Raw genomic sequence first — 26,310 nt, forward strand, 5'->3', positions numbered from 1 at the left:
TTTTTTCATTTTTGTTTAATTAGAAAAAATCAGAAGATCACGGATATCTAGCAATATAAGTTTCCCAACGCTTCATACTTCCCCCTTATCTTTTGATAAATAAAAAGCCGAGAATAACAAAATCGTTATTCTCGGCTTTTAAATTCCTTATTATTTGAAAAAGTATAAAAATAGCCCCAACACTTTATTTAAAATGTCAGAGCGCTTATTTTGTTTTATTCAATTTTTTATCTCATTTTTTCATTGTATTATATATAATCTAGGTAGGTACTTGTCTAAAATAAATATGAGATTATATATATCATAATAAAGTTAAAGCAGATATCTAAAATTAGAATCTATTTTTAAATATATTTAAGGCTTCCCTCCACTTTAGTAAGTGTATATTTCTTTTCTAAGAAGTAGGGTCCAATACACTTTTTACTGTATTGTTGTAGAATGCTAATGTTATTTTTTCTACACAACATTTCATCATTTCCAACCATTCGATCATGAAGTCTGTAGAAAGTCAGACACTTCATCTGTTGTTGGTTAATGTCTTTTGCAGGGTTACTATCAATCAATTCAAGTTCGACTGTATAATCAAGAGCTATTGTAATTACTTTATATAATTTCAAGATAGCCGTTTTAGCCGCCTGATTTTTCTGCATCTGATAATCGCTGTATTTTATCCATAATCAAAATAACCCATGTCCAAGTTAGCTATATTAAAAACATCTAGTGCTAAAAATCATAAATCATTCCAAGATATTGACTTCAAAAGTTTCTTTATCAACAACAAAAGTGCCCTTATCGGATAGCACATGAAGCTCCTTATGATTTTGGAATACTGCAATCCTATTGGAAACAACTTCCGCTACCTTTTGATTGCTTTTCGCTTTAAAATCAATCCTGTAAAGATATTTATTATCATCTTCATTAGAATAATAGATGTATCTATCGTCATAATGAAAAGTATAGGCTGCATCCTCCGTTATTTTCCGTAGGCTGAAATCATTTAAATCCATGGCATAAATCCTACCGTTATCCCGTGGATTTAAAAAGAGCAGCTGATTATCCTTAAGCATCATATTCCTTGTTACCACATCGGGAATTATGAAATTCTCCTTCGTTTCCACATCCAATCTTACCACCTGAAACCTGAGGTTAACATAGTAAATATACTTCCCGTAAAAAGCAATCTGTTCAATATTTCTGGGGAATTCCAGGATGGTTTCTGCTTTCCTAGTTTGCCGGTCCACTTTGTTTATTTTACTCCCTGATGTGGTACCCTCTACTAGGTATATATATTTATTATCCAGGAAAAAGCTTATGATTCTGCTGAAAGATCCACTATCGGACTTTATAGTGCCCAGAAATGCCTCTTTTTTTATTCTTGTATCCAACTCATAGATGATTCTTTCATCATAAGTATCCCAATCAATTTCTACAATGGAGGTGCTCTCCTGTAACGCACCCGCCTGCGTATAGGTTTCTTTGTTCCTAATATAATACAAGTTATTGTCATATATATAAAATACAGTTCCAACATCAAAAAAACTTGCGAAAGGATTTTTAATAGCATCATATCTGCTCCCGCTTTCCTTGTCCTGGGCTATAATCTTATTTCTCCCCTGTATATAAAAAACAGCATCCTGATTTTCTGAGAATATGCGATTAATTTGCATATTGAAAACACGTGAATTTTCATTCATCTCATCGCTTTTTCCGCATCCGGACAAGAGGGTGGATACAATTATGATAAACAGTGTTATTGCTCGATTCATTGTTTTTCACCTGCTTCTCTTTTTGTAAATTGAACTTCCCTTCTTATAGGTTGGAAATTGATGTATTTTTTTATCATCACCAAGATCATCGTCAGGACTATGAAGATTAAAAGAATAGCTATTATTTTAAATTCTGTATCATTAATAGCCCTAAATTCCACTTTAGGCTCTATTGCATCTACACTGTCCGTTATTTTATCCCCTCTGAAGAAACCGCTGCCCAACATGAAGCCCAGGGGCAGAGGAAGTAAATACTGAATCCATTGGGCAGTTAACCCAAAATAAGGCAATAAAATGGCTGACGTACTGATGAACAAGGTTAAAATTGTTTTTTTGGTGCAGATGGACACGAACATAATTAGAACAGAAAAGCATAAATAGCCAAAAAGCTTGTAACCGGAGACCCTTATAAATGCCCCAAGAAGGCTCATGTTTTTTAAGGAGCTGTGAAAATATTCAAGGCTTTGAATAGGATAATCCCCGTCACTTAACCCATATCGAAAGTTAAAATAAGTATATTCAACCAAGCTAAAAAGCAAGCTCAGTAAAGTTACCATGCCGAAAGCCAACAATATTTTTTTCAGCACTAAAGTTACTCTGCCTTTTTTGCTGCTGAGTAAAATGATATCCATTTTGCTTTCATATTCATTGCAGAACATGGGAGCAATAAGGAGCAGCAGTAGGAAAAACATGGGCAAATCTAAGCGCTCATGGGCAAGAAGGGCATTCCAACCGTTGGTATATAAAAAATAACGGTTATCAGGGTTTTCCCTTATATACATGTATTGATCATAGATTAACTGAAAACCCTTTTCCTTTTCTATCTGTTCTTCAAAGGGTTTTGACAGGGAATCAAGTTCTTCTTCCGGCATTACCTGATTATAAATGACGCCGTCATAATAGTCCGAGTATAGGTTTTCAAGCTTTACTTTGGCAGATGCAATTTTTCCCGATTCATCCCGTAAAAAGCTCTGGGTTTCCTCTGTCAAGGCTCCCTTGACCTGTTCCAGATAGAATAAATAATCTTCCTTATCCGCTTCCAGTCTTATGTCTGAGCCGTTATCTAAAATTATTAGACTCAAAATTTTAAGAAGCACCAATAAAAGAATAAACCATGCCCCTTTTTGGTAAATAAATACTTTTTTTATCTCAAATAAAAAATCCCTCATTTATTTTCTCTCCTTCATCCTGCCGAGGCTTGCATTCTTTTTGCTTGTCATTTTAGTTGCCAAAACAAAAGCCCCTGCGAGAAATATCACAGATAAAATCACCCCTATAAACTTATGAACCGGAAAGTCCAGTATTTTAATAAATCCAGTATTTTTAAATAGCTCCCTGTTCGCAATGAGTTCAATGGGATTGATAAATTTCATTTTTGCGAACTCATTGAAAAGCATTAACAAAAATACCGTGGCCAAGCTTAAAATATAGGGTAGCAGGGCTCTCCTGAAAATTGATGATAGAAAAAGAATCATTGAGGAAACAGCCATTAGGCCGATTATTTTCACCACAGCCGACAGTATTATAAATTCCCACATTCTAACATTCAAAGGTGTCAGCATGAAATCCTTCAGTGCATATAGCTGATTGTTGAGACCTGTAAGTCCGTAAAAATAAGAGAAAGCAAGAAAATCAAATATATAAAACCATGCGCTGATTATAATCACATACAAAAAAGAACTAAGTATTTTAGCGTTGATTGTCTCTTTCCCTCCCTTTTTGCTTGTAGACAGAATAAGATTCATTTCGGTTTCCTTCTCCGCCACAAATACAGGCACCAGAGCCAATATGCTCATTAACAGAATAAGAAAGGATGAAAAATCATAACGAAACAGATTTTCATACATCTCCGTATGGTAAAAATCTGTAACCTGTCTGTCGCCGAACAGGGAAGCAATTTTTAAATTGCTTCTGTATTGATAATTGTTGTCCACGGACCGGAAAAATTCGAGGTTTTCCATTGCTTTATCCGCAATTTCCAAGGCATGGTTTCTATACATATATGAATATTCCATGGGGCGCACAAAACCCAGGTCCAGCATTCGGTAATCTCCAAAAGTATAGCCTGTATAGGTCTCGGGATCATATTCCATACTATAGCTTCTTTCAACAGCGCAAATCTGATAGAGGGGAGTATATATCTCCATCAAAGCATTGATTTTTTCATTGGTGATTTTGCCTTTGAATTTTCCCTTATATAAATTCCAGAATGCTTCACTCCTATTTGTTTGTTCGGTTGAAAAAACATGATTTTCTTTATAATAGTCATAAATCATAAAGATATTTATCAATGTAAGCAAACATAACGTGACAAAAAGGTAACGTTTTAAAAAATTTTTCCGTATTTCAAAGATTAGAATTTTCATTTGCCATCACCTGTTTCGCAATAATGCAGAAAAACGTCCTCTAGGTTAGGGCTGATAGAAGATGCTCCTTCTACTGGCTTTTGCTCACTAACCACCCTTATTGAGTAATGGCCTTCATTAAATACAATATTGCTGATACTGAATTTATCTAAAAATTCCTGATTGTTTGCTGTGTCAACCTTTACCTCCCATACCTTCCCTCTCATTTCGTCTATTAAGGACATTGGCTTATCTTGTTTAATAAGTATGCCTTTCTGAAGCAAAATGACTTCATTGGCAATATACTCCACATCTGAGACGATATGGGTGGCAAGCAACACAATCCTATCCTTTGAAAATTTGGATATAAGATTCCTAAACCTGATTCTTTCTTTGGGATCAAGACCTGCGGTAGGCTCGTCCAAAATTAAAATTTCTGGATCATTGACCATGGCTTGAGCAATGCCTAAACGCTGCCTCATGCCACCAGAAAAGGTACCTATTTTTTTGTCGGCTACATCAGATAAATTAACCATTTCCAACAATTCTTTAATCCGTTTTTCACCTGTTTTCTCCGGAACGTCCTTAATTGCACAGATATATCTCAAAAATTCTAGAGCTTCAAAGTTTTTATAAAATTGAGGAAATTGAGGCAGATATCCAATTTTGGAAACAAAGTCCACCCCCATTTTCTTTACATCCACATCATTGAAAAACACCTTCCCCTCATCCGGGTTTAAGATTCCTGTTATAACATTAATCAATGTTGTTTTTCCTGCTCCGTTCTGTCCTAGTAAGCCATAGACACCTTCTTTCAAGGTTGCAGAAAAATCCCTTAAAGCCTCTTTGTCTTTGTAGCTTTTTGATATGGCGTCCAATTTCAGTATCATATATTCACCCTCTTAAAATTCATGGATTGTTACCACCGGTTCAGAATTATAAAAAGCGGAAACAGCAATAAAAGTATTCGTATCATCAAAAGTTTGGACATAGGTTTTAATGTATTTTTCATCGGTTTTTCCATCAAATTCCTGTTTCGTTTCCTTGAATAGCTTACCTGTTTTACTGTCGTATATTCTATAAATTACTTCCTTGTCATCGTTTTGGAGGCATGTTATAAAATACTTCCCTTTTCCCAAAAGGAATACATTTTGACCCTCATGCTTATTCTGTAAGGTATGCCTGTGAATTTGCCCTGTTGCATTATCAATTATAATTACTTTCCCCACAGGTTCCCCGGTATTAATGGGATAGGCATCTTCACTAAAAGCAACATAATAGTCAGTTGCTTCCATATTTCTGAGACGGGGCAACTCCGCTTTTTCATTGACCATCTCGGTACCATCTACAGAAATAGTTCCGAACGTTGGTTGTTTCTTTGAATTTCCACCTATCTTTTCATAACATGAGCCAATAAAGGCAATCTTGGTATCTTTGTCAAAGAAAGCAAGATCGCTGAGGTATGTAAGCCCGTTATTGGCTTCCGTATTTTCTAAACCCAGATTTAATAGGGTTTGTTTTGTTCCCTTAACCAGATCATAAAGAAATAATCCGGTATCTGTAGCGAAGGCTATCTTCTTACCGGTTTTGTCCACAGCTATGAATTTTGGGGATTCTCCCAGTACTTCATTCAGGTTTACTTCCTGTACAATATCTAAATTTTCATTGTAATAACAAGCCTTAGTGATTTTTTGGCTTTCTGTATGTTCATTACCTACAACACAGTAGCCTTCCTCTGTAGTAAAATATCTTTCAGGGGGATTAAAGTCTTTTAATGGTCCCTCAGCTACTACTTTTTGGCCTTTCACGTCAAACAAGTAGAGCTTATCTGATTTAACAAGGATTTTACCCTCGCCTGCCTCAAAGATGAAATTTCCTCTCCGAGCGTTGATTCCTTCAAAAGGATTTGCACCTTCAAAATTGATTCTCTCTGTGGAAGGAGCAACATAAGCCTGATTATATGATCCGCCGGGGCTGTTCTCATCTTTTTGTTCATTGGTAAGCGTATTGTAGCATCCTGCCAGGATAGCGATACTTAATATTACAGTTATTACAATTGCCTTTTTCATTTTCTTCCTCTTCTTCCTCGATTTTCTTCATTAATTGTCTGTCATCAATAACATGGATTCTGTTTTCTCAATAAAATCATCACTCCCAATGGGTACGGATATGCTGTACAAGGTATTCTTTCCTTTTATTTGGCTTACATCCAAGTACATTTTATACTCCGCAATACTGCCTTTGACTGTATTCCATTCCAAATAATCATGTCCCTGAATGCCTATGGGCTGGTGATTGAGGTAAAATGTAGTTCTGTAAGTTACCCCTTCCTTTCCAAAGCCCCGGAATATGAGCGGAACAGTTTCTCTCCCGCCGGATACGATTTTATTATTATTATACAGCGCGTAATTTCCTTCTTCAAATAATTCCACGAAGATGCTTTTATCCAGCCGATTCTCATCCTTATTTTTATTATTTTCGTATTCCTTTCTCATATCCGTTGAAATTTCCTCTTCTGAATAACTTACATTTTTCAGGATTTCATCCTTAGACAATTTATCTTGCCCCATATATACGGTATTTTCATGAAAGGTCATTTCAACTGGGTTATGAGTGGACATTTTGTGGTTCATACCATATATTTTTTCTGAATCTGGTATAAAACTAGGATTATATATACCTGCGAAGTTTATTTCCAGTGTTTCGCCTACTTTTCCCATGATTGGAGTAAAGATAATTTTAAATTCTTTATATTCATTTTCATCCAGCTTAAAGACATGGAAAAAATCTCCATCCTCATTAGGATAATCAATTTTGAAAGGTTGTGGGATACCTTCTAGGAATAGAAGTAAGCCATATTCTAAAGTAGCAACACCCTCATTTTCTATAAAATAATCAATCTCCAATTCTCCGCCGTTATAGTTACAGACTACAGGACCGTTATTTAAGCGAGCATCTACCGGTCCGGATCCAAATTGCGCTATAACTGTCCTTGATCCGCCATCATCCCTCCCATTGTTAGCATCGAAGGGATTATCTTTCGGTATTTCACCCTTTGCATAATCATCTGGAATCTCATTGGAGCAACCTGCAAAGACTACTAAACTGATGACTATCATAATAATAAAAAACCTTTTCAATTTTCTTCACCCCTCGGTTTCAGTTTATGAAAACAGTTAATCTATAAAAAATCTTATTTTAACAATTTTAAAATTTAGGAACCACCGCCCTCCTAGAAGGTGGTTCCTAAATTTACGTGATAATTAATATAGTGTCACTGTATACGCTACCGCTGATCTGCTCCCTCGAACTTCATGAGAGCCATAAACTGCGGAACCATAATAAAAGTCTCCATCAGTCAAGGTTTGCAGGAATCCCTCACCATAGCTGCTACGCTCTGATCCTTGCGCATAAAGCCTACCTGTATCATTATCCCGCACCTCGTAGCCGTTTACTAATCTTCCAGTTCCATCATTATAGTCTATCGTGGTTTCTATTATCCAACCATAATTGTAGCCCCATAGTGTTCCATACTTTCCTGCATCCACACTATCCTCATCGTATGCTGCCATGGCAGAAATAGGTGCAAAAACCGTAATTACCAGAGCTACAATTAATAAAGCTGTTAATTTCTTTTTCATAGCTTTTAACCTCCTAAGTTTAATTTTTATTTTTTTCTTCCTTTATGTAATAACTTAGCTGTCGCTGTTGTACCAAGCTTCATTATTGAGTTCAACAAAGCTTGCATCAATACTTTGGCGGACCTTTACCATGTAACATGACACGACCTCCTTTCTTAAGAATTTGATACTAATGTATCTTTATCAACAGAAACACCAATTTTGAATATATTTTTATAATCTAAGTTATCTAATCACCTTTAGAATTTTAAGTGTTCCCGTGATAATTCAACGAAACACAATGTTTATATGTGTTTGTCTCATTTTCATACTCTTAAGCTTATAAATAATAAATACTAGTAAAATCCATTGTGCTTGTCCGTTTTCTAGTACATGAATATTAGGATAATTGCTTCTGAACACTTACTATATACAATGAAACAACTACATTGAATTAATTATAACATTATTGTTTTTTTGTGCGAGAAATTGCTACGAACTATACATTTTAATGTCATGAACTAAGATTTTAATGCTGTAGTTCCTTTCTATTTTTGTTAATAAAAATTCTAAATATCAAATTTTATAAAATCTGAGTTCTTCTAAAAATTCAAATGTGACCCATTCTAATTCTTTCTCTTACATTACTCAAACAATAAAAACTGAGAATAATAATTATTTTGTTCTCAGCTTTTAAATGGATTCTCTATAAATATGTGTCATACAATATTATGGCCAAAATTTCATGCTATGCACTTCAAAAAATGCAAATCTACATAGCCAATATGAAAGACCAAGACATACAATCAAACCTATCCTCATACAGATTTATTTTTCATATCTATTGATTTCAAGGTCTTAATGGAATAATTACTTTGTCACATGTACTATAAACAGGAGCATAAAAAGTTATGTCAACTTTATCTTGTATATTTTTTATATTAGAAAGAATTATTTTTATATCCTCTTCTTCAGAAATTTGTGAATCTGCATCTCTATAAGGATCATCCCATATAACTCTTACATCTTCCACCATATATTCATTTAATTGATCTTTATTTACATCAGCTGAAATATTTTGTAATTTTAATTCATTAGTACCTACTAAGCTTTTACTGATAGCAAGGTTTATCTTTTGTGCTTTCTCTTCCATTCTATAATTGCTGTTCTCAGGAGTTCTATAATTAAATTTTTCATTATATTCATCCCATTCGGCGTTATTAATTACTAGTTCATTATCACCAAGGCTGAATTTAACAGGCAAAGAATCGTATTTACTTATACTCACATTAGAGCGTACATCGTTATCTGTAATAAAGATATGTGGAATAACTAATTTAATCCCATTCTCCAATTTTTTATCAAAGTAAAGTATATTTTCATTGTTATTATCTATACTATAAAATTTATTTCCTTTTGAATCTAAAAGATAAATTTCCTTAAGTGGGAAAGATATGGATTTTACCTCATCAGAAGACTGTGATAATATATTGACTTCTAATTTATTTTCCACATAGCCTGTTACTACAGCAATATCTGCATTAATATTTTTGATGGAAATATAGTTATGATTCTCAAGAGGAATTTCTGGCAGTTCAGTCATAATAACAGGTATATTAAATTTATCATAAATAATATTAAAATTATTTGTAACTTTTCGGAATTCATAAGTACATCGGGCGCTCCATTGATAGTCATCAAGGTTTATAATGATGTCGCTTGATTTAAGCTTTGCTTTATTATTTTCCTCATCTACTATAGTTATATATCTTTCTATTTCTTTTTCAATTGTAACATTGCCTTCCATTGTCAGTGTGACAGTCTTATCCTCATTGTAAGCAGCATTTACCTTTATGTATTTTTCTTTATCAGACACTTCTACTGAACCTAACAACCCATATACCTTATTTTCTCCATCGTTGTAAAATATTTTATTTATACCTGGAAGATAACTGAATAGCTTTTGGGCAGCATAACTTATCTGCTCATTAAAAGCTAACAAAGACAGTATCATGATAGGTAAGATAATAACTGCTGCTGGTTTTAAGCGATTATGCTTGTTTTTTCTGATTTTATACTGTATATTCCTTTTAGTGTTATCTGTAATTCTTATGCTTTTCATATTATTGTCTATGTAATCTTTTAGATTTTCAAGATTATTCATAAATGATTCCTCCTAATTCATCCTTTAATAATTGTCTTGCTCTCGAGAGACGAGTAAAAGCATTTGACTCCGAAATATCCAGAATTTGTGATATTTCATTAACTGATAATTGTTGATAATAATACATTAAAATAATTTCCTTATATTTCTTTCTTAAGTTCATTATAGAGTTGAACAACTCACTTTTTTCTAATTCGGCAAATATTTCTTTGTCGGAAACCTCCTCTTGAATAAACTCCTTATTTTCTAGCGTAACCTTTCTTTTCCATGGATTTCTCAGATAATTTTTACATGTATTAATACATATCTTTGTAATCCAAGTTTTCTCCGTTGAAAGCCCGTTGAAGCTATGAAAACTCTTATAAACTTTTAAAAATGTGTCCTGACAAGCATCCTCCGCAAGTTGATAGTCTTTTAGATAAAGATAACATAGTCTCAGAATTTCCGTACCATATTCATCAATTAAGCTATTGAAGTGCTCTTCAGTTAGTATTTTTCTTCCCATTTCTACCCCTCCTTACTATATTAGACACTTCATTACCCGTAAACCTTACATTATTATTATAGAATTGAATATAAATGTAAAAATATCGTCAACAAAAGCGTTGACGATATTTTTGAGTAAACTTTTACCATTAATACACTTCACCTGAACCGCTTATTCTTGTTCCTTGTGTACTTGTATACTTAATATAATAAGCTTTATTTTTTACAGCAGTGCCATAAGCTGTTACATCATCCAAATCGAGTATCGGCGAATTAAATTCAAAATCCCCATTACTGCTGTAGAATGAAAGTCGCATTTTTTGCCTTGCATCAGGTTCAAAATAATGATATATTCCATATCCTGTTGATCCGAGAGAATCTGGACAAGGCAGATATTTATAGTCGGAGTATATATAGGAGCTGAAAGAATAACTAAAGTATCTTGATGAATCGTTTAGATCCCAAGTCTTAGTAGGTACACTAGTTCCCATAGTACCTATCTCTGGCAATTTTAGAAATTCGTATCTTTCGGGAGATGGTTTTATAATACCTGCTTCCTCATATGCTTTTATATTTTCTTCTCCTTTAACTATTATGAATGTTGGATATGATTGATCCTCAAATTTTTCCTTATCTTCATCCGCATAAGCAATTACAGAAGTCAAACATAACATAACACATAGACTCAATATAAATATTTTTTTCATTTTATTACCTCCTGACTTTATTTTTTAAGTCCGTTTCTAACAACTTTCTGTTTTAATCTCTAACTAAATAACTATTTTAGATTAAAAAACCTTTCTTAAATTCTATTTCCTTCAACAATAAGACTTCAGAATATCCTTTCACATACTTATTGCTAAGTATTATTTAAGTTATAGGATATCTAATTGGTCTTAATTTTATTTGGTGACCTGATATTTAACATCATAACAATGCCACCTTTCTTTTTGGTCTCTCATTAATATGTAGATATAGTATCTATATATTAATAAAACCATTTACTATTTTATGAACGTTCAAAGTGCTAGCTTTATATTAATTAGAAATCGTCATTTCTAATACTAGCCATGTTTTACTTCAAACTCAAAATTAATCCTTCATAATACTAAATCTCTTTTATATGCCTGTACATTTTTACACTACAATAGCAACAATCTTGTATTAATTATAACAATTTTATTTTTCTGTGCCGGAGATTGTCATGAACTATATATATTAATGTAGTGAACTAAGATTTTTAACAGAATTTAATGCTATAAACCCTATTATTGTTACTAAAAGTTCCTGAGTTCAAAGTCAGATACTCAATTTGTTAAATACGAATCATACTTGATAAATTGACCCACTACATATCCTGAACCTTCCCTGAAAAAATAGACCTTCAAGTATCTACACTTAACGGTACTTGAAGGTCTTAGTCATTTGATGAAAGTAATAGCTTATAATACAAATATGCTCCTTCCTATTAATTCTTTATCTCCTCCTACTTGTCAGTCTTTCCTAATATTTTTACTATTCTCTTGAATAATTAAATCTATTACATTTCCAATTTTACTATACTCTTCAATAACGCTTAATGCACAATGTAGTATATTATAAAATAGTCCACTCCTTAAAATAAACCATTATGCCTCATGGAAAATATTTGCCTGCCCAGCTATTAGCTGAACAATTTTTTTGTTCTCATTCAACAAACATTAACAGTGCTGTATGGAATATATTGCTATCATATTTAAATTCTATAAGTCCATTGTATTTATTTAAAACTGTTTTTACACTTTCTAACCCTAAACCATGATTGGTTTTATCCCTATGTGAAGTAATAATTTTACCTTTTTCTTTTATGATTATTCCATCAAAGGAGTTATCTATCTTTACAATTAGTCGTCCTCTTGTATATTTGATTTTAATATTAATATACCTATCTTTTTCTAATTTTTTTACTGCATTTAATGCATTATCTAATAAGTTTCCTAGAATGATGGTTATGTCAAATGAAGGAATATTTAGTTCTCTAGGAATATTTAAATCTATATTTACAGTAATCTTCTCCTTTTCCGCTTCTCGTAATTTAAAGTTAATTATGCTGTCTATAACAGTATTTCCTGTAGATGCTAAACCTTCTTTATTATTAAACACTTTTATCACTCCCGATAGATACTCTAATACCTCTTCTTTTTTATCCTCTTCTACTAATGCATATAAAGATGTCATATGGTTCTTTAAATCATGCTTTATTGTTTTTATAGATTTCAAAGATGCTCTCATTAGTTCAAGCTGCTTTTCATAATACTTATTTTGCTGCTGCATAAGTATCTTATCTTTTTCCTCTGATAATATCCTTGAAATTTCGTCATACAGGTAAAATGTTGCAAAATTAATCAATAATATCAATGTTGTAGCCATAAATATCGTTACAGATTTAAGTCCACTTGTCATAAATGTTGTAATTAGTAAATACAATGTTCCTATTGGTATAATAAGTATACATAACCAGTAGGTATTCGGAACAATATCTCCTTGACGAATATTTTTGTAGCTTCCTATAATCAGTACAATAAAATATGATACTATTCTTATAATAATAATTCCTAAAATCGATTCATACTCATTTCTTATTAAAAGATCTAATTTAAAATATCCTGTAGATAAAACAATTATCATTTCAATGCACATTAAAGTAAGGTATATTAAAAAAGTTGTCAAAAACCTCTTTTTAAAACTACCCTTATAATTTAATGTTAGCATTAGGAAAAGTCCCAGATTTGAAATCAAGAGTATAATAGGGATCTTAACAAAAATATGCAATATAGTAATAGCTATAAAATATATAATATAAGACCCTATTTCCATTGCCTTTTTATTTGTATTTTCCTTTACATAAAATATCTTCATAAACTTATATATTGTATAAGTCATAAAAATATTGCTAAAAATATAAATGGAATTATATATATCGATGCTCACTACTTATTCCTCCTGCTCTATACTCAACTGTATATCTTTAACTTCTTTTCTTCTCGCTTGACTTATGGGTAATATAATCTCATTTGACATAATAACTTCCTCATATCTAAAAATAGATATATGATTATAATTAACTATGTAGGATCTATGAATTTTAATAAATTGATATTTCCTAACTATCTCAAATATATTCTGCATTACCCCATAAAAAATATCTTCACCTTTTACAGTAACAATTCTTGTTTCTCTGCCAAGGCTCTCAAAATATATGATATCCTTTATTGGTACTTTATGTGATTCATTTCCTTTTTTATATGCAAATATTCCCCCTAGTTTGTCTGCTCTAGTCATAGCTAGCCTTAGATCTTCTATCACTTTATTCGGATCAATAGGTTTTGGAATAAAGTGCAAGGGCTGTACATCAAACAGCTGACGATCATAACTATCTTTACCTGAGATATAAACAATGTCCGTTTTATGATTCTGCATTGTATTTCTTATCTTCTTTCCAACTTCAAGTCCATTCATACATTCCATTTCAATATCTAAATATATTAGGTCAAAGGTATGACTCGATTCCATATATTTGTACAATTCTTCCCCTGAAGAAAATACTATAATATCTATTTCCAAACTGGTTCTTTCCGAATAATCCAATAATATATTCTCAATTTGTGAACCTATTATCTGTTCATCATCACAAATCGCTATTCTAAACATAATTCATACCCCCTTAGCAACATGATAACTTACAGTAACTATATCACATCTATACCCTCTTTTGATGAATTATAAAGAATTAGATATATGAATATTAGGCAAAAAGACCACTATCCTAACAGGTAGCGGTCTTTCATTATCCGTAATCCTACATAAAGTAAACTAGAGAATTATTAAATACTTATAATCCTTTCAGTTTAGAATTACTAGCATTTTACTAATCCATATATGCAGATCAAGAATATATATTGGATAGTTTCAAGATTAACTATTGATATTTATTCTTTGATATCTTTAATTTTTCCAAGTACAAGCATAACAGAAATCAGACATATACCCATAATTATACATATCGAAATTTGTTTCTCACCTGTAAACCAAAAGAGTAAAGCAAATCCAATTAAAACGCCTAAAATAATATTTGTCCGTTTTTTGAAAATCCTCTTTTCCTCTTGATTTAAGGGCTTGTTTGCATCCTCTACTGGTGCCATTAGTAATATGATTATACCTGATACTGTTGTAATAATAAAGCAGATAAAACCATTCCAAGGAATCAGCTTTATCAACCAAAGTACTGCTGTTATCATCACAACAGAAAATAAGTAACATCTGAACGGAGTACTAGCATGATATCCTCCTGCATAAACCCTAAGAATACTGTAAGCAACCATAAAGATTACGCTTTGCCAAATCATATTAAAGAAAAAGCCAATCATTATTATGGTTATCATATTTAAAAGCAACAATAAGCCCTGTTTAAAACCATAGGAATAAATATCTTTTTCCTCTGCATTAATGATTTGCATACTTATTAATTTGTCCGTAAGTATTTCTGATAAATCCATTAAAACTTACGAAGCTTTTTAGCTCCTTCTGGCAATTCAGGTTGGTGAGCAATAAGCATACAAGTTGTATTAACGTTTAATGATGTTACCATTAAAGCTAAGCTCGCCAATGTCATACCGACTTTTAATCCCAAACTCCTTAAGTTTCTCAAAGCTAGTCCCCCTTTCTTTGTTAAATAATTGTTTACTTTTATTATAACAATTTAATATTTCTGTGCCATGATTTGTCATGAACTATATATTTTAATGTCATGAACTAAGATTTTTATAAGTTTTAATACTAAAAATGTTATGTAATTATTACTAAAAGCTACTAAATCTATTTTTTGAAATATCTTTAACCTCTATATTTCCAAATTTATTTGTGAAGTAAATAATTAAATTATCGCTGTTTTGAGAAACAATCCAGCCCTGCGACCCATTGATTGCACCGTCTATTGCACTTTTTCCTCCCTCTGCTGCAGTTGCAAGCAGACAAATATCAGAAAAGAAGGGGAACGGGATCTCAAACTTAATCCCGCCCTTGACTTTTTCATGTTTCACCCCGGTTTTTGGGTAAAGAAAAAGCCAGAAACAACAAAGTTTTGTTATTCCTGGCTCTTACTCGCCGAAATTAGAAAAATGGGTAAAAAATAACCCCGACACTCAATGTCGAGGTTATCTTTCATATTTAATTTTTGTCCATTACCTGTCCACAGTAAGCAGTGTATACTATGGATAATTCAAAGTTAGTACACAGATTTTCCATATATAATAATAGTTCCTTTTTATCTAAATCCTTGACTCAATCTTAACTCATTTGATATTTCATTAGTATGGGCAATTCGCACGTGGGTGAGAATATGAATTTTTATACTCCCTATAGGATGCATCACAATTATCACAAATAAAAAAATCATATACATCTACATAGCAAGTGGGACTTGTCCTTGAATGTACTTCCATTAAATAACGTTTCCAACTTGTTCTATCACAACAAGTAATTATTCTAGCACTTTCATTATTATCTAATTGATGGTTAGAATCCTGATAATTACCTTTTTCTAACTTTTCAGAAATCATTTTTCCTACTATTTCTGGTATAGACTTTTCTTTGAAATCTGGAACGTCAATAATAAGCTCAAGAACTGTTTCACCTTCCTCAGAAAAAACTACTATACCTAATCCATTTTCCTCATGTACATCATTTTTATGTTCATTTCCATCTGCATAGTCACTAATTATAGAGATATTATCCTTATCAGCTACATTCTGAGCAAATATTTGCGAACTGGAAAAGGATAATAATAAAGCAAATATGAACATTATAGAAAATACTCTCTTCGATTTCATTAAATAACCTCCTCTTTAAATCAAGTAGTATTTTTCAATACTTCTGATTAATTTTTTATTATTTTAGTAGATCATTTTAAGCAAAATAATTTTATTTTACATGAAATGTCTATTTTAATCCTCACTTAATAAAAGTAGCATTATATTATTTTATAAACAATGGCTTTGCTCACTTTATATAGTAGTAGAACCTCTTTCTAACAGGATTTATTTCCCAAACTTCCTTCGTCCAACTTAAGCTATATGTGAGTCCCGTCATGCTCGTATGCAGGATTATATCCTAATGGAGGAATTACAGGATCGCCACTTTTGTTCTTTTTAATAATTGTAAATCTTAAATTCAAGTTCTATTTTAGCTACCATATTTAAATAGAATTTTTTAACACTATTAATTCATACGTAATGTAATCTCTGGAATAGATAAGATTAAGCAGCTGAATTTAGAAACTCCTCTGGATATTTTATTTCTGACATCATTTTACTTTCATCATAGTCAATATCTTTTAAGATTATTGTATGAATTATTCTTAATAGTTTTCTGCATAATGCTATTATAGCCTGTTTCCCAGTAAGCTGATTTTTTCGTCTTGTAGTGTAATAAATATACATTTTTTTAAATGCAGTATTAGTCCTTATCATGCCTAATATTACCTGATACAGCAACCGCCGAAGATCTTTACGTCCTCTTCTACTTATAGATGTTGTGCCTTTTACCTTACCAGAACTATTTTCTGTTAAAGAAAGTCCTGCCATTTTTATCATTTGTTTTGGTGTTTTATACCTTCCAATATCTCCTAACTCAGCAACTATACCACTTGCTGTTACAATTCCTATGCCTTTTATTTGTGTTATCTTTGCTGTTTCATCTAGATTGCTACAGATATCAGTTACATAGTTATCTATCTCTTCTATTTGTTGGAGAAAACCTTCATATTTATCTAATAGATAATTTATTTCTATTTTCGCAAATGAAAGACCCTCTTTTATTCCTATACTATTTTTGCTAGCTATTACAAGTCTTTCTATCTTCGCAAGGCCTACACCCCTTCTCATCTTTGGAGGTAGCATCTCATAGATTTCATTTGGTGATAACTTTTCAATTTCAGATGGAAAGATATACTTTTTAATTATTTTTATAAATGATTTTGATTTCCAGCTGGCATATGCTTCTTTATATTCTGGAAAATATCTGTCTAACCAATTGTGAATTTGGTTCTTTGTACGATTTAAATCCTTTATTACAACTTGCCTTAAATTCTTAGCATTCCTGAGCTCTTCATACTCACCTTCGAGTAAATTTGGGGTAGAATATCTAGCATCTTTTACCAACTGTGCGATGATTTTTGCATCTTTTTTATCTGTTTTTGTTTGAAGATTATCATCTAACTCTTTTATCTTTTTTACATGCATTGGATTTACTGTAACTACTGTATAGGCATTGTCCTTAAGATATCTTGCAATATTTAGCCAGTAATGTCCTGTTGGTTCCATTCCAATTATTACTGTAGTTTTCTTTTCGGCTAACTTAATCTCCTTTATCCAACTATCCAATTCTAAATATCCTGAAAGTGAATTGTTAAATTTAATTGATTTCCCAAATTCTATACCACGAACATCTTGTGCTCTTGCTACATGAAATTCCTTGGCAATATCAATTCCAATAATTAAAGTTTCATCTGTTAATTGATTTAACCTTTGATTTTGTTTATAATTCATAGTAGATCCTCCTTTAAATTAAGAATTGTTTTCTCTCAATTACAATTATACCTTAATTTATTTGTGAGGATTTTCTATTTTTATCGTATCACAGGAAGCTCGTATTTTAACTACAAAAAATCACTTAAACAGTTTAATTAAAATGGCGTACTCTTACATCGGGATCACCCCCTATATATGCACATCTCCTTATATATTATTTAACAAATCCATATCTTAAATTGTATCTCTTATTGAATAGAATTTTTTAATAGGATTAATTTCATAAATACAAATAACTATAATATAATTTATTTTTCTTACATTAAAATTGCTATTTATACAAAAGGTATACAGTACCTTTTTATCCTAATCAAGCCAATTGAAAATAAAGTTTTCTTCCATCAAATCAGTAGTCATTTCTTCATTTCTTTTAACAGAATCTTCATTTTCTATGTTATAGTTTACATCTCCAGGATAAATTAAAATAAAAACCACTTCTTCATTTTCACCCAAAACCTGATGTTGTACTGGTATTTCTAAACCATAATTTAAATCCTGCCATTCTTGAATTGTATACTTATGAATATAGGCAAGTGTTTCAATATCATTTACTTGAGAAGTTATAGCCAAACCATATTCATATGGAATAACTTCAAATTCACCACTCCAACTTTCAGGAAATTCTATACTAAATCCATACTCATCATTAGTATATATTAGATTTTCCTTTGTTTCAGAACATGCAGATAATGTAACAATTAATAGAAACACTAAAAAGATGATCCAAGTTAAATTATACTTTTTCATAGTTGCCCCCTAGATTACCTTCCTCCCCTGTTCCAGGGTAATTTTCTGGAACAAGGGGAAAAGGGTGCTTATTTAATTTTGTGGTGTCCAAACTCCACCATATGAATCCCATACTGGTATATAAAAAGAAACATCGCTTATGTTTTTAAAAGATGATGATTTACGGTCATTCGTATGTGCACAAAAAGTCATTGTTACAGTATCATTTTGATCTACTAAACCTACATGGGAATACGAAGTCCAATAAATAATACTACCAGCCATAGCTTTGTTCTTGTTAGATGATGCAAAGAAAAATCCCTGGTCTACCATATAATCTTTAAGCCCATAAATTGAGGAGGAATAACCTGTGTTAACCCATGTATTTGTGCCTGATTTCCAATTGCTTTCTGTTGCAATTCCACCAGCGTGAATTGCTTGAGAGACAAAATTAGCACAATCATTACCATTATAAAATGGGTAATTCTTATTTCGGCAAGCATGGGGACTTGTTGTACATTTCCCACATGAATAATCTCTTGCATACCCTCTTGCTTTAATTCTATCATAGTCTTTAGCAGAGCTTGGATTAGTTTTAGCAGCTATCTCCACATAACGTTCAATATCAGTACTTTTAAGAATTGAATCTATTTCCTCTACACCTTTGTTAAAAAGTTCACTTTCAGAAGCAGGAGCAAAGTCTGACATATTCATTTCTCCTGTTTCACTTTGAAAATAAATTTCAATATTTGTGGATTCTTCTATACTAAAACCATCTTTAGCTATAGGTATAATAACCTTAAATGTTGCATTTTCCTCTTGTTCTTTGCCTATATAATTATCGTCTAAATCTTTTTTTCTTGCATCAATCTGCTCTTTCGCAAGTAAATTAGAATTATCATCAGTGATATTAGCTAATTCACTTTCAAGACCTTTAATATAAGGTAATTCAGATGCAGACTTTGCTAAAAGTATTTTTTTAAATCCCACATCTACAGTTGCATGAATGCCATCTGATTCAGTAATTAGCGAAACTATTTGTCCAGAAATACTGGGGATTGTATAATATTCTGCATAACTTTCAATTACTTGATCACAAACATAGGTAATAATAGCTTCTTCATTTTCCCTACTAATACTGGTAAAATTATAATTATTCGCAGAAGCAAATGCAGTTGGGATAAAACTTAAAATAAGAAACATCGCTACTAAAAAAAATAATCTTCTTTTTTTAAACATATAAAGCCCTCCCGTTTTTAATTTTCCTTTTTCTTAGCAGTTTTAAATTTTAAATTATAGTTAATTTTTTAATATCTATACCGTGCAATCATAAACATCACTCCACTTCTTAAAATATTATATATTTTAAAATTGTTTAAAATAATATTTATATGATAAAAATGTTAATAATTTACTTTATTTAATATGATCCATGGTACAGAATATGCACCAATGTCCTTGTCGTACATCTGCTTTTAGATAATTGTATGGTTTTAGAACTTACTAGAGATATCTATTGTATAGTTCAAATTGCTTATGATTATTTACCAATTGATTTCTCATTGATAAGGGGGAACTCTACATATCAATCCATGAAGAAGGTAGTGTATTTATGTAACCATCCTTTCAGTCACTGGGTAGGCAAAAATCTTATGTCATAGAAAATCGATTACCTAGAGAATAGATACTTTATAATAATTACGTCAATTAACTCGACCGATACTGCTCCTTTCCTTATATATCAAACTAAATTTATTCATGTTATGTGTTTATTATAACGATTTAATATTTCTATGCCATGATTTGTCATGAACTATATATTTTAATGTCATGAACTAAGGGTTTTGTTAGGAAATAGCTCATTAAATCCTCTTATATTATTTCTTATGATGGAAACTCATAGATCTTTTATATGATAGACTAGACACCTTAGAAGGCTGGCTTTTATATTAGCAGAAATCATATCTGCGTATACAGGTGGTCTTGGGGCATCTTCCATTGTCGCTTATCCATTTCTGGCTCATCAGCTAATGTATTTATGTAATCGGATATTAATTTTTCAAAGTACAACCTGTAAAATAAAAACAGGGAAGAGAAAAATAATATTCCTTCACCTATTTCCACATTTAACCTCTATTTTGAAGTCTGCTTTTATAAATTTTTTATTCTTTCTTCTAATTTCTTTTTTGCATCATCAATGCTATGCTTGACAGCACGAATGGAACATACTACTAACAGTGCTATTTCTTTTAATGTAAAACCATAATTATAATATATAAAGTAAGGTATATTTGAGGGTTGAGATTTCTATATCCGCTTTCACCTTAGCCGTATTTCTATAAAGCAATTAGAGTAAAAAATTATATAACAAAAGAAGTTGGCAAAAAGAAAAAAGACGATTAATTAATCGTCTTTTTCATGTATCTATATTCAAGTATTAAATATGTTGTAATCATTGAGAGAATAAACAATAAAGTAAATGAGCCTTGTATTACTAATCTGTAATTAAGATAAAATTCCTTATAATCCATTAATGAGTATAGTCTTATTGGATTTTTTGAATGATATATGAATATCAATGATAGAAAGATAGTGGATACAATTTTTAATTTTAAATCTTTTTTATAGTTTTTAAAATTTTGTTTTTTTGGTTTGTCATTATATTTTAAGTAAAATATAATAAATGCTATTAAAATACTTAAGATTATTTTAAAGGAATATACTATAAAAATATTAAAATAATTATATAGATTTATTGAATTAGCAATTATTAGAAGTATTGTAAATCCAATTATAAAAAATGATAATGTTGAGATAAATATTTTTAGATTATCTTTAAATTTAATAAAATTCACCCCTTCTAATAGCTATACTTTTAAATTTAATTCCATAATTTTGTTTCCGCAAGAACAGTTATAGACCCTTTATTTCTACCATCAGTAACATCTGCAGTTGTACTTGCACTAAATCTAAATCCTTTTCTATAATAACTAAAATGATTATAGTCATCGCTTCTTGGATAAATTATTCCATCTTTATTTGCATTATCAATAAGAATTCTAAGTTCTCTATTTGATACTTTTGAATCACCAGTTGGTTTCCATCCGTAAAATACACTTTCTAGTTCATTGTCCATTCCGAAATTATCTATCCAAACTAATCCAACAAGTGCAGTAACTCCAAGTTTTGTTGCTTTATCTTCTATTTCTTTAGGTCTAGCATATGCTGTCATTGAATATACTGATTCACCATCAATTTCTCCAAGTTTTTTTACTGTATAACCTGTTTCTATTTCCGGGGTTTCTGAAGGTAATGTAGAAAAATTTCCTATTAAAGATTCTTCTGAAATAAAATCTCCTTCAATTTTTATTTGATCTATTATTTCTTTAGGAACTTCATTATCGATAACCCCATTAATTGCATTATCTAATTCTCTGTCAATGTCTATTGATGATATTAATTCTTCTAGTTTTAAATCTTTTTCAGTGATGTTATGTTCTTGTGCTAATACATTAACACTTGGGATTAACATTAGAATTGCTAAAAAAACTGGCAATACTTTTTTGATTTTAAGCATAATACCACTCCTTTTTTTAATTTTTCACTTTTTATATATTGTTTTATTTTCTTTAGTGCTGAATCTGTCCAATATCCTAATTGCCGATTTGAATACGTAGCTCCAACTGTTATATATATCTCTTTTCCATCCCTCCTTATTTGAGACTAATGACATAAATTTAAATTGCTTATGCTTTTTAGTACCGATAATACTGAAAATATTAATAACTCTTATACATAAGAAGATAAAGATACAATTGTAATGAAGATTCAAGGCATGTCCAAAAATTAAATTATTTATTTTCTTATCTTGTTATATTCAATTATATATTCTTCAAATTCTAAAATCAGCTAACTTTTGTCCACTTTCTTAATTTTTTTACTATATATCAATTCATGGTAATAGTAAAATCTACTTATTTGATTTGACAAATAATAACCGATATTTATAGCTTATAAATATCTATTAAATAATCCCCTTAACCTTATGTTTATTATAACAATTTTATATTTCTATGCCATGATTTGTCATGAACTATATATTTTAATGTTATGAACTAAGATTTTTATTAAGAAATAGTTCATTAAATCCTCTTATATTATTTCTTATAACGGAAACTCATAGATCTTTTTTATGATAGACTAGACTATTTATAATGTTCTTTTTCGGATGTTAATATAACCAATTGCACTCCAAAGTTCAGTCTTCTTTTCTTTTTCTAATATGATATCTTCCACCTTTTTCTATTTTATTAAGGAGCACTTACTTAGAGCTTCTTCAGTAAGATCTAAGTGCTCCAAATTCCTTTCACCAGAGCGAGTAAGATTTCTATCAATTTTGTTTAATTCAAATAAAGCAGAGTAAATATCAAGGTTAATCTCCATTTTGTGAAGTACATAATTTCCGTCAATAAATGAAACATAATATTGTTTTTTATTTCCACTTTCAGTCTTCTCAAGAATGTAAGCATTTATAAAGGTTGCCATCCGTATTCCTCCAATTTTTTCATTTTGTTAATTAGAAAAAATCAGAAGGCTGCGGATATCTAGCAATATACGTCTCTCAACGTTTCATACTGGTCCCCTTAATTTCGGTACATAAAAAAGGGCGTAAAATCAGCCCCGGCACTTTAATTCAAAATGTCGAATCCTGCAGCTTAAGCAATTATTTAGTTTTTATCATAAGCTTTAACGTATAATTAATATAAAGCATTGCTTAAAATTACTTTATAGAAATTACATTTTTAATTTTTAAAAATATTATATACTTTTTATCGTAGTTCCATTTTAAAAACTACATGCAAATCTTTTTTAATTTCAAGCTTACACTATACAAATATGCTAATATATCATCTTCTATTGGGCAGATTGTTAGATTATATGCTCCTTAAACTTTTATAATTTCCAAGTAAATATCTTCTGTAGGTAATTATTCGACATTTAGCATCTATCTATTCCAACTTCATTTTTTCAATTTGTCTTATTAAATGTCATATTTATACTTTACATCACATCATCAATCTCAATTCCAAGAATAAAGAAATAAGCATAATTCTCATCATATGAAATAATTTCTTCAGCATATTTCCTCATTAATATAATCTAATTTATTGGCTAAATTTATTATCTAGACTTTCTAACATCATAAAGCTTATTATGTCATATCATAAGTTGTTTTTAGATGCTCTAGTATTGTAAATAATCTTCTAAAAATTATCTTATTACACTCAATAAGTTTCTTATAACTAATTAAGCAGTCATATAATAACTATAGAGGAGTATCATTATATTTTAAACAATCAAAAGGCTATTTTCTTAGAAAATTCTCTACAATTATGGCGTACAACATATCTGTTATTTCTTTTATTTTTTGAATATCAATTCTTTCAATTTTATCACCACTTATCAATCCACCAATATTGGTAAGTAGCATTGATGGATATTGGGCTATTGTTACTGCAGGACATCCAGCATATTCAAAGGCAATATAATCGCTTGGAGGACCTTTCTTAATTTCCAAGGACTGATTATTAAGATATTCATCAAACAAATATGTCAATTCATTAGCCTTCCCATTAAATGTACCTATTATTGGATACAAATCACCTTCTTCCCCTATTGAATCAATATTGATATTATTAATTCTTTCTAATTCATCCTTTTTAAGTTTACTCACGTAATATCTTGAGCCATACATGAAATTCTCCTCACCAGAAAATAAAATAAATCTGATTTCAGTATCTAAAGATACTTCCTGTAACATATTTGCAAGTTCCATAACAGCAGCAACACCAGTCGCATTATCAATAACCCCATTAGTGATGGATTCAGAATCATAATGGGCACTGATAACTAGAATATCTGCATTACTATTTAAATTTGCTGGTTTTCTAGCTATGACATTAGTTCCTATTCCATTAAAAGTCGTATAGTTAAAATCCAGAGATTTATTCTTATTAATACTCAAAATCTCATCTATACTCAAGGTTTTGAAAGGGAAACTCTGAAGTTCAACTTCATATCCGTAAGATTTTAAAATATCAGCGTAAAAAATAGCAACTTCTCTTTCAAACTCAGAACCAACTACACGTGGCTGTGTAGTAAGGTGCTTAATAGTATTGATAATATTTTCAGAACTAGCTTCTCCGACAGTATTAACAATATTTTTATTATCATTTTCGTAAATGTTTGCATCTGTTGTTATAGTAACTGTTCTTGTACTTTGTTCCCAGTCCACCTTTGCTTTCATTTCTTCTGCTACAAAACGTATCGGTACCAACGTTCGACCATCAATAACCTTTACTGCTACATCCAGCTCGACTTCCTTTCCATTAATTTTGGCAATTTTATTATTAGGCTGTAGCTCCATTATTAAATCAGATTTTTCCCCGATAATAGTTCCCGTATCTGGTATCCAATCAACGTTTACTTCCAATGCTTCAAATATTGCACGAAATGGCACCATTATCCGGTTATCAATTATAATTGCCTCGGTCTCCGCTTTAAGTTCTACACCATTAACTATTATTTTAATTTCTTTCTCAGCATTTGCATTAACCGTGACAGTCATAAGGAAAACTAAGGCTATAGATAATGCTGTAAATATTGTCTTTTTAAACAAATTTATCACTTCCTTAAATATATTTATCTAATCAGTTCAATAAAAATTATCTCCAATATAAAAAACTGATATAAATATCTACATAGTATATTTTAATATCTTATAAGGTATTCCTCCAAACAAAGGCCATTTTCCATTATTTCTTTTGCTGCCTGTTTTCCTACATATCTAAAGTGCCATGGTTCATATATAACACCTGTTATCTCAGTTTTATCTTTAGGATATCTAAGTATAAATCCATATTCACTACAATGTTCAACCAGCCATTGTATTTCCGGGGTTGTCGCTTGTTTCTCATCAAGAATCTGATAATCTAGAGATACTATATCAACAGCTAATCCCAAATTATGCTCACTCGTCCCGGGATATGCAACAACCTTTTTCGCTTCAACCACTGCCTGATGAATACTCAATCCATTGCCCATCTGTTTCTTAACTTGATTGTCAAATAATTTTTGTTGATATTCTACTGTCCTAGATGCGGAACAAACAACAGGAGATAAACCTTGTAACCTTGCATCAGCAAGCATCTCATTAAGATAATCTATTGCTCTTTCATCAAATTCAAGTCCATTTTCTAGTTTTTTCAATTTAGGTAAATATCCATCTGGCAAAGGACTTTTTTCATTTACCAACATTAGCATCCAGTCTTTACTATTCTGCACCAAATAAGATTTTTCTTTTTCTTGTTCCAAAAAAGATTCATCCTTTTTTTCTCTTAATAAAACTTTAATTGATTCTGAAGTTTCTGCATTAACTATAACTGTAAATGACAATATAAGAAAAATAGATAAAATAGTAACTATAGATACTATTCCTCTTCCCTTTAACAATGACCTTCCCTTTACTTTCGATTCTAAACTATCTACTTCAATAACATGTTTATCTATTGTATACAC

23 protein-coding genes are annotated in these 26,310 nt (G+C 30.9%); all 23 read right to left on the reverse strand.

Annotated features, from left to right (window positions below; genetic code table 11):
- Positions 1-737 precede the first annotated feature (737 nt).
- A complete protein-coding gene (locus KQI41_RS10780; protein ID WP_216585262.1) occupies positions 738-1,766 on the reverse strand; it encodes a DUF5050 domain-containing protein in 1,029 nt (342 codons plus the stop codon).
- Entirely contained in the window at positions 1,763-2,935 is a 1,173-nt protein-coding gene (locus KQI41_RS10785) for a hypothetical protein (protein WP_154442852.1), read from the reverse strand. Before KQI41_RS10785 ends, KQI41_RS10780 begins: the two co-directional genes overlap by 4 nt.
- On the reverse strand, positions 2,936-4,132 hold the full coding sequence (locus KQI41_RS10790) for a hypothetical protein (RefSeq protein ID WP_216585263.1): 1,197 nt from the start codon (positions 4,130-4,132) through the stop codon (positions 2,936-2,938). It lies immediately after the preceding gene.
- A complete protein-coding gene (locus KQI41_RS10795) occupies positions 4,129-5,001 on the reverse strand; it encodes an ABC transporter ATP-binding protein (protein ID WP_154442850.1) in 873 nt (290 codons plus the stop codon). Before KQI41_RS10795 ends, KQI41_RS10790 begins: the two co-directional genes overlap by 4 nt.
- A 12-nt stretch (positions 5,002-5,013) precedes the next feature.
- Positions 5,014-6,180 carry a hypothetical protein gene (locus tag KQI41_RS10800; protein WP_216585264.1) on the reverse strand — a complete coding sequence of 389 codons (1,167 nt, stop codon included), beginning with the start codon at positions 6,178-6,180 and terminating at the stop codon, positions 5,014-5,016.
- A gap of 30 nt (positions 6,181-6,210) precedes the next feature.
- Positions 6,211-7,251: a hypothetical protein gene (locus KQI41_RS10805; RefSeq protein ID WP_154442848.1), complete on the reverse strand. Its 1,041-nt coding sequence runs from the start codon at positions 7,249-7,251 to the stop codon at positions 6,211-6,213.
- Between the two features lie 123 nt (positions 7,252-7,374).
- Positions 7,375-7,752, reverse strand: coding sequence for a hypothetical protein (locus KQI41_RS10810; RefSeq protein ID WP_154442847.1), 378 nt, complete (start codon positions 7,750-7,752; stop codon positions 7,375-7,377).
- 829 nt (positions 7,753-8,581) lie between these two features.
- On the reverse strand, positions 8,582-9,895 hold the full coding sequence (locus KQI41_RS10815) for a hypothetical protein (RefSeq protein WP_154442846.1): 1,314 nt from the start codon (positions 9,893-9,895) through the stop codon (positions 8,582-8,584).
- A complete protein-coding gene (locus KQI41_RS10820) occupies positions 9,888-10,400 on the reverse strand; it encodes an RNA polymerase sigma factor (protein WP_154442845.1) in 513 nt (170 codons plus the stop codon). Before KQI41_RS10820 ends, KQI41_RS10815 begins: the two co-directional genes overlap by 8 nt.
- Before the next feature lie 130 nt (positions 10,401-10,530).
- On the reverse strand, positions 10,531-11,088 hold the full coding sequence (locus KQI41_RS10825; protein ID WP_154442844.1) for a hypothetical protein: 558 nt from the start codon (positions 11,086-11,088) through the stop codon (positions 10,531-10,533).
- A gap of 979 nt (positions 11,089-12,067) precedes the next feature.
- Positions 12,068-13,351, reverse strand: a complete 1,284-nt coding sequence (locus KQI41_RS19295) for a sensor histidine kinase (protein WP_216585265.1) — start codon at positions 13,349-13,351, stop codon at positions 12,068-12,070.
- A gap of 3 nt (positions 13,352-13,354) precedes the next feature.
- On the reverse strand, positions 13,355-14,071 hold the full coding sequence (locus KQI41_RS10835) for a LytR/AlgR family response regulator transcription factor (protein ID WP_216585266.1): 717 nt from the start codon (positions 14,069-14,071) through the stop codon (positions 13,355-13,357).
- A 278-nt stretch (positions 14,072-14,349) separates the two neighbouring features.
- Entirely contained in the window at positions 14,350-14,916 is a 567-nt protein-coding gene (locus tag KQI41_RS10840; protein WP_216585267.1) for an accessory gene regulator ArgB-like protein, read from the reverse strand.
- Positions 14,916-15,068 (reverse strand): cyclic lactone autoinducer peptide, encoded by a 153-nt coding sequence (locus tag KQI41_RS10845; protein WP_216585268.1) that lies wholly within the window; start codon positions 15,066-15,068, stop codon positions 14,916-14,918. The genes KQI41_RS10840 and KQI41_RS10845 overlap by 1 nt, the downstream gene beginning before the upstream one ends.
- A gap of 151 nt (positions 15,069-15,219) precedes the next feature.
- A complete protein-coding gene (locus KQI41_RS10850; protein WP_216585269.1) occupies positions 15,220-15,459 on the reverse strand; it encodes a hypothetical protein in 240 nt (79 codons plus the stop codon).
- A gap of 267 nt (positions 15,460-15,726) precedes the next feature.
- A complete protein-coding gene (locus tag KQI41_RS10855; protein WP_216585270.1) occupies positions 15,727-16,248 on the reverse strand; it encodes a hypothetical protein in 522 nt (173 codons plus the stop codon).
- 426 nt (positions 16,249-16,674) lie between these two features.
- Complete coding sequence (locus tag KQI41_RS10860) at positions 16,675-17,964, reverse strand: IS110 family RNA-guided transposase (RefSeq protein ID WP_154443134.1); 1,290 nt, start codon at positions 17,962-17,964, stop codon at positions 16,675-16,677.
- 348 nt (positions 17,965-18,312) lie between these two features.
- Entirely contained in the window at positions 18,313-18,753 is a 441-nt protein-coding gene (locus KQI41_RS10865) for a hypothetical protein (protein WP_216585271.1), read from the reverse strand.
- Positions 18,754-18,825: 72 nt separating this feature from the next.
- Positions 18,826-19,971, reverse strand: a complete 1,146-nt coding sequence (locus tag KQI41_RS10870; RefSeq protein WP_216585272.1) for an amidase domain-containing protein — start codon at positions 19,969-19,971, stop codon at positions 18,826-18,828.
- 1,642 nt (positions 19,972-21,613) lie between these two features.
- Positions 21,614-22,309, reverse strand: a complete 696-nt coding sequence (locus tag KQI41_RS10875) for a hypothetical protein (protein ID WP_216585273.1) — start codon at positions 22,307-22,309, stop codon at positions 21,614-21,616.
- Positions 22,310-23,034: 725 nt separating this feature from the next.
- Positions 23,035-23,277, reverse strand: coding sequence for a hypothetical protein (locus tag KQI41_RS10880; protein WP_216585274.1), 243 nt, complete (start codon positions 23,275-23,277; stop codon positions 23,035-23,037).
- Between the two features lie 820 nt (positions 23,278-24,097).
- Positions 24,098-25,360 (reverse strand): stalk domain-containing protein, encoded by a 1,263-nt coding sequence (locus tag KQI41_RS10885; RefSeq protein WP_216585275.1) that lies wholly within the window; start codon positions 25,358-25,360, stop codon positions 24,098-24,100.
- A 143-nt stretch (positions 25,361-25,503) separates the two neighbouring features.
- On the reverse strand, positions 25,504-26,310 hold the full coding sequence (locus tag KQI41_RS18935; protein WP_216585276.1) for a M15 family metallopeptidase: 807 nt from the start codon (positions 26,308-26,310) through the stop codon (positions 25,504-25,506).

It is taken from the genome of Tissierella pigra (genome assembly GCF_018917845.1).
Classification (GTDB): domain Bacteria; phylum Bacillota; class Clostridia; order Tissierellales; family Tissierellaceae; genus Tissierella; species Tissierella pigra.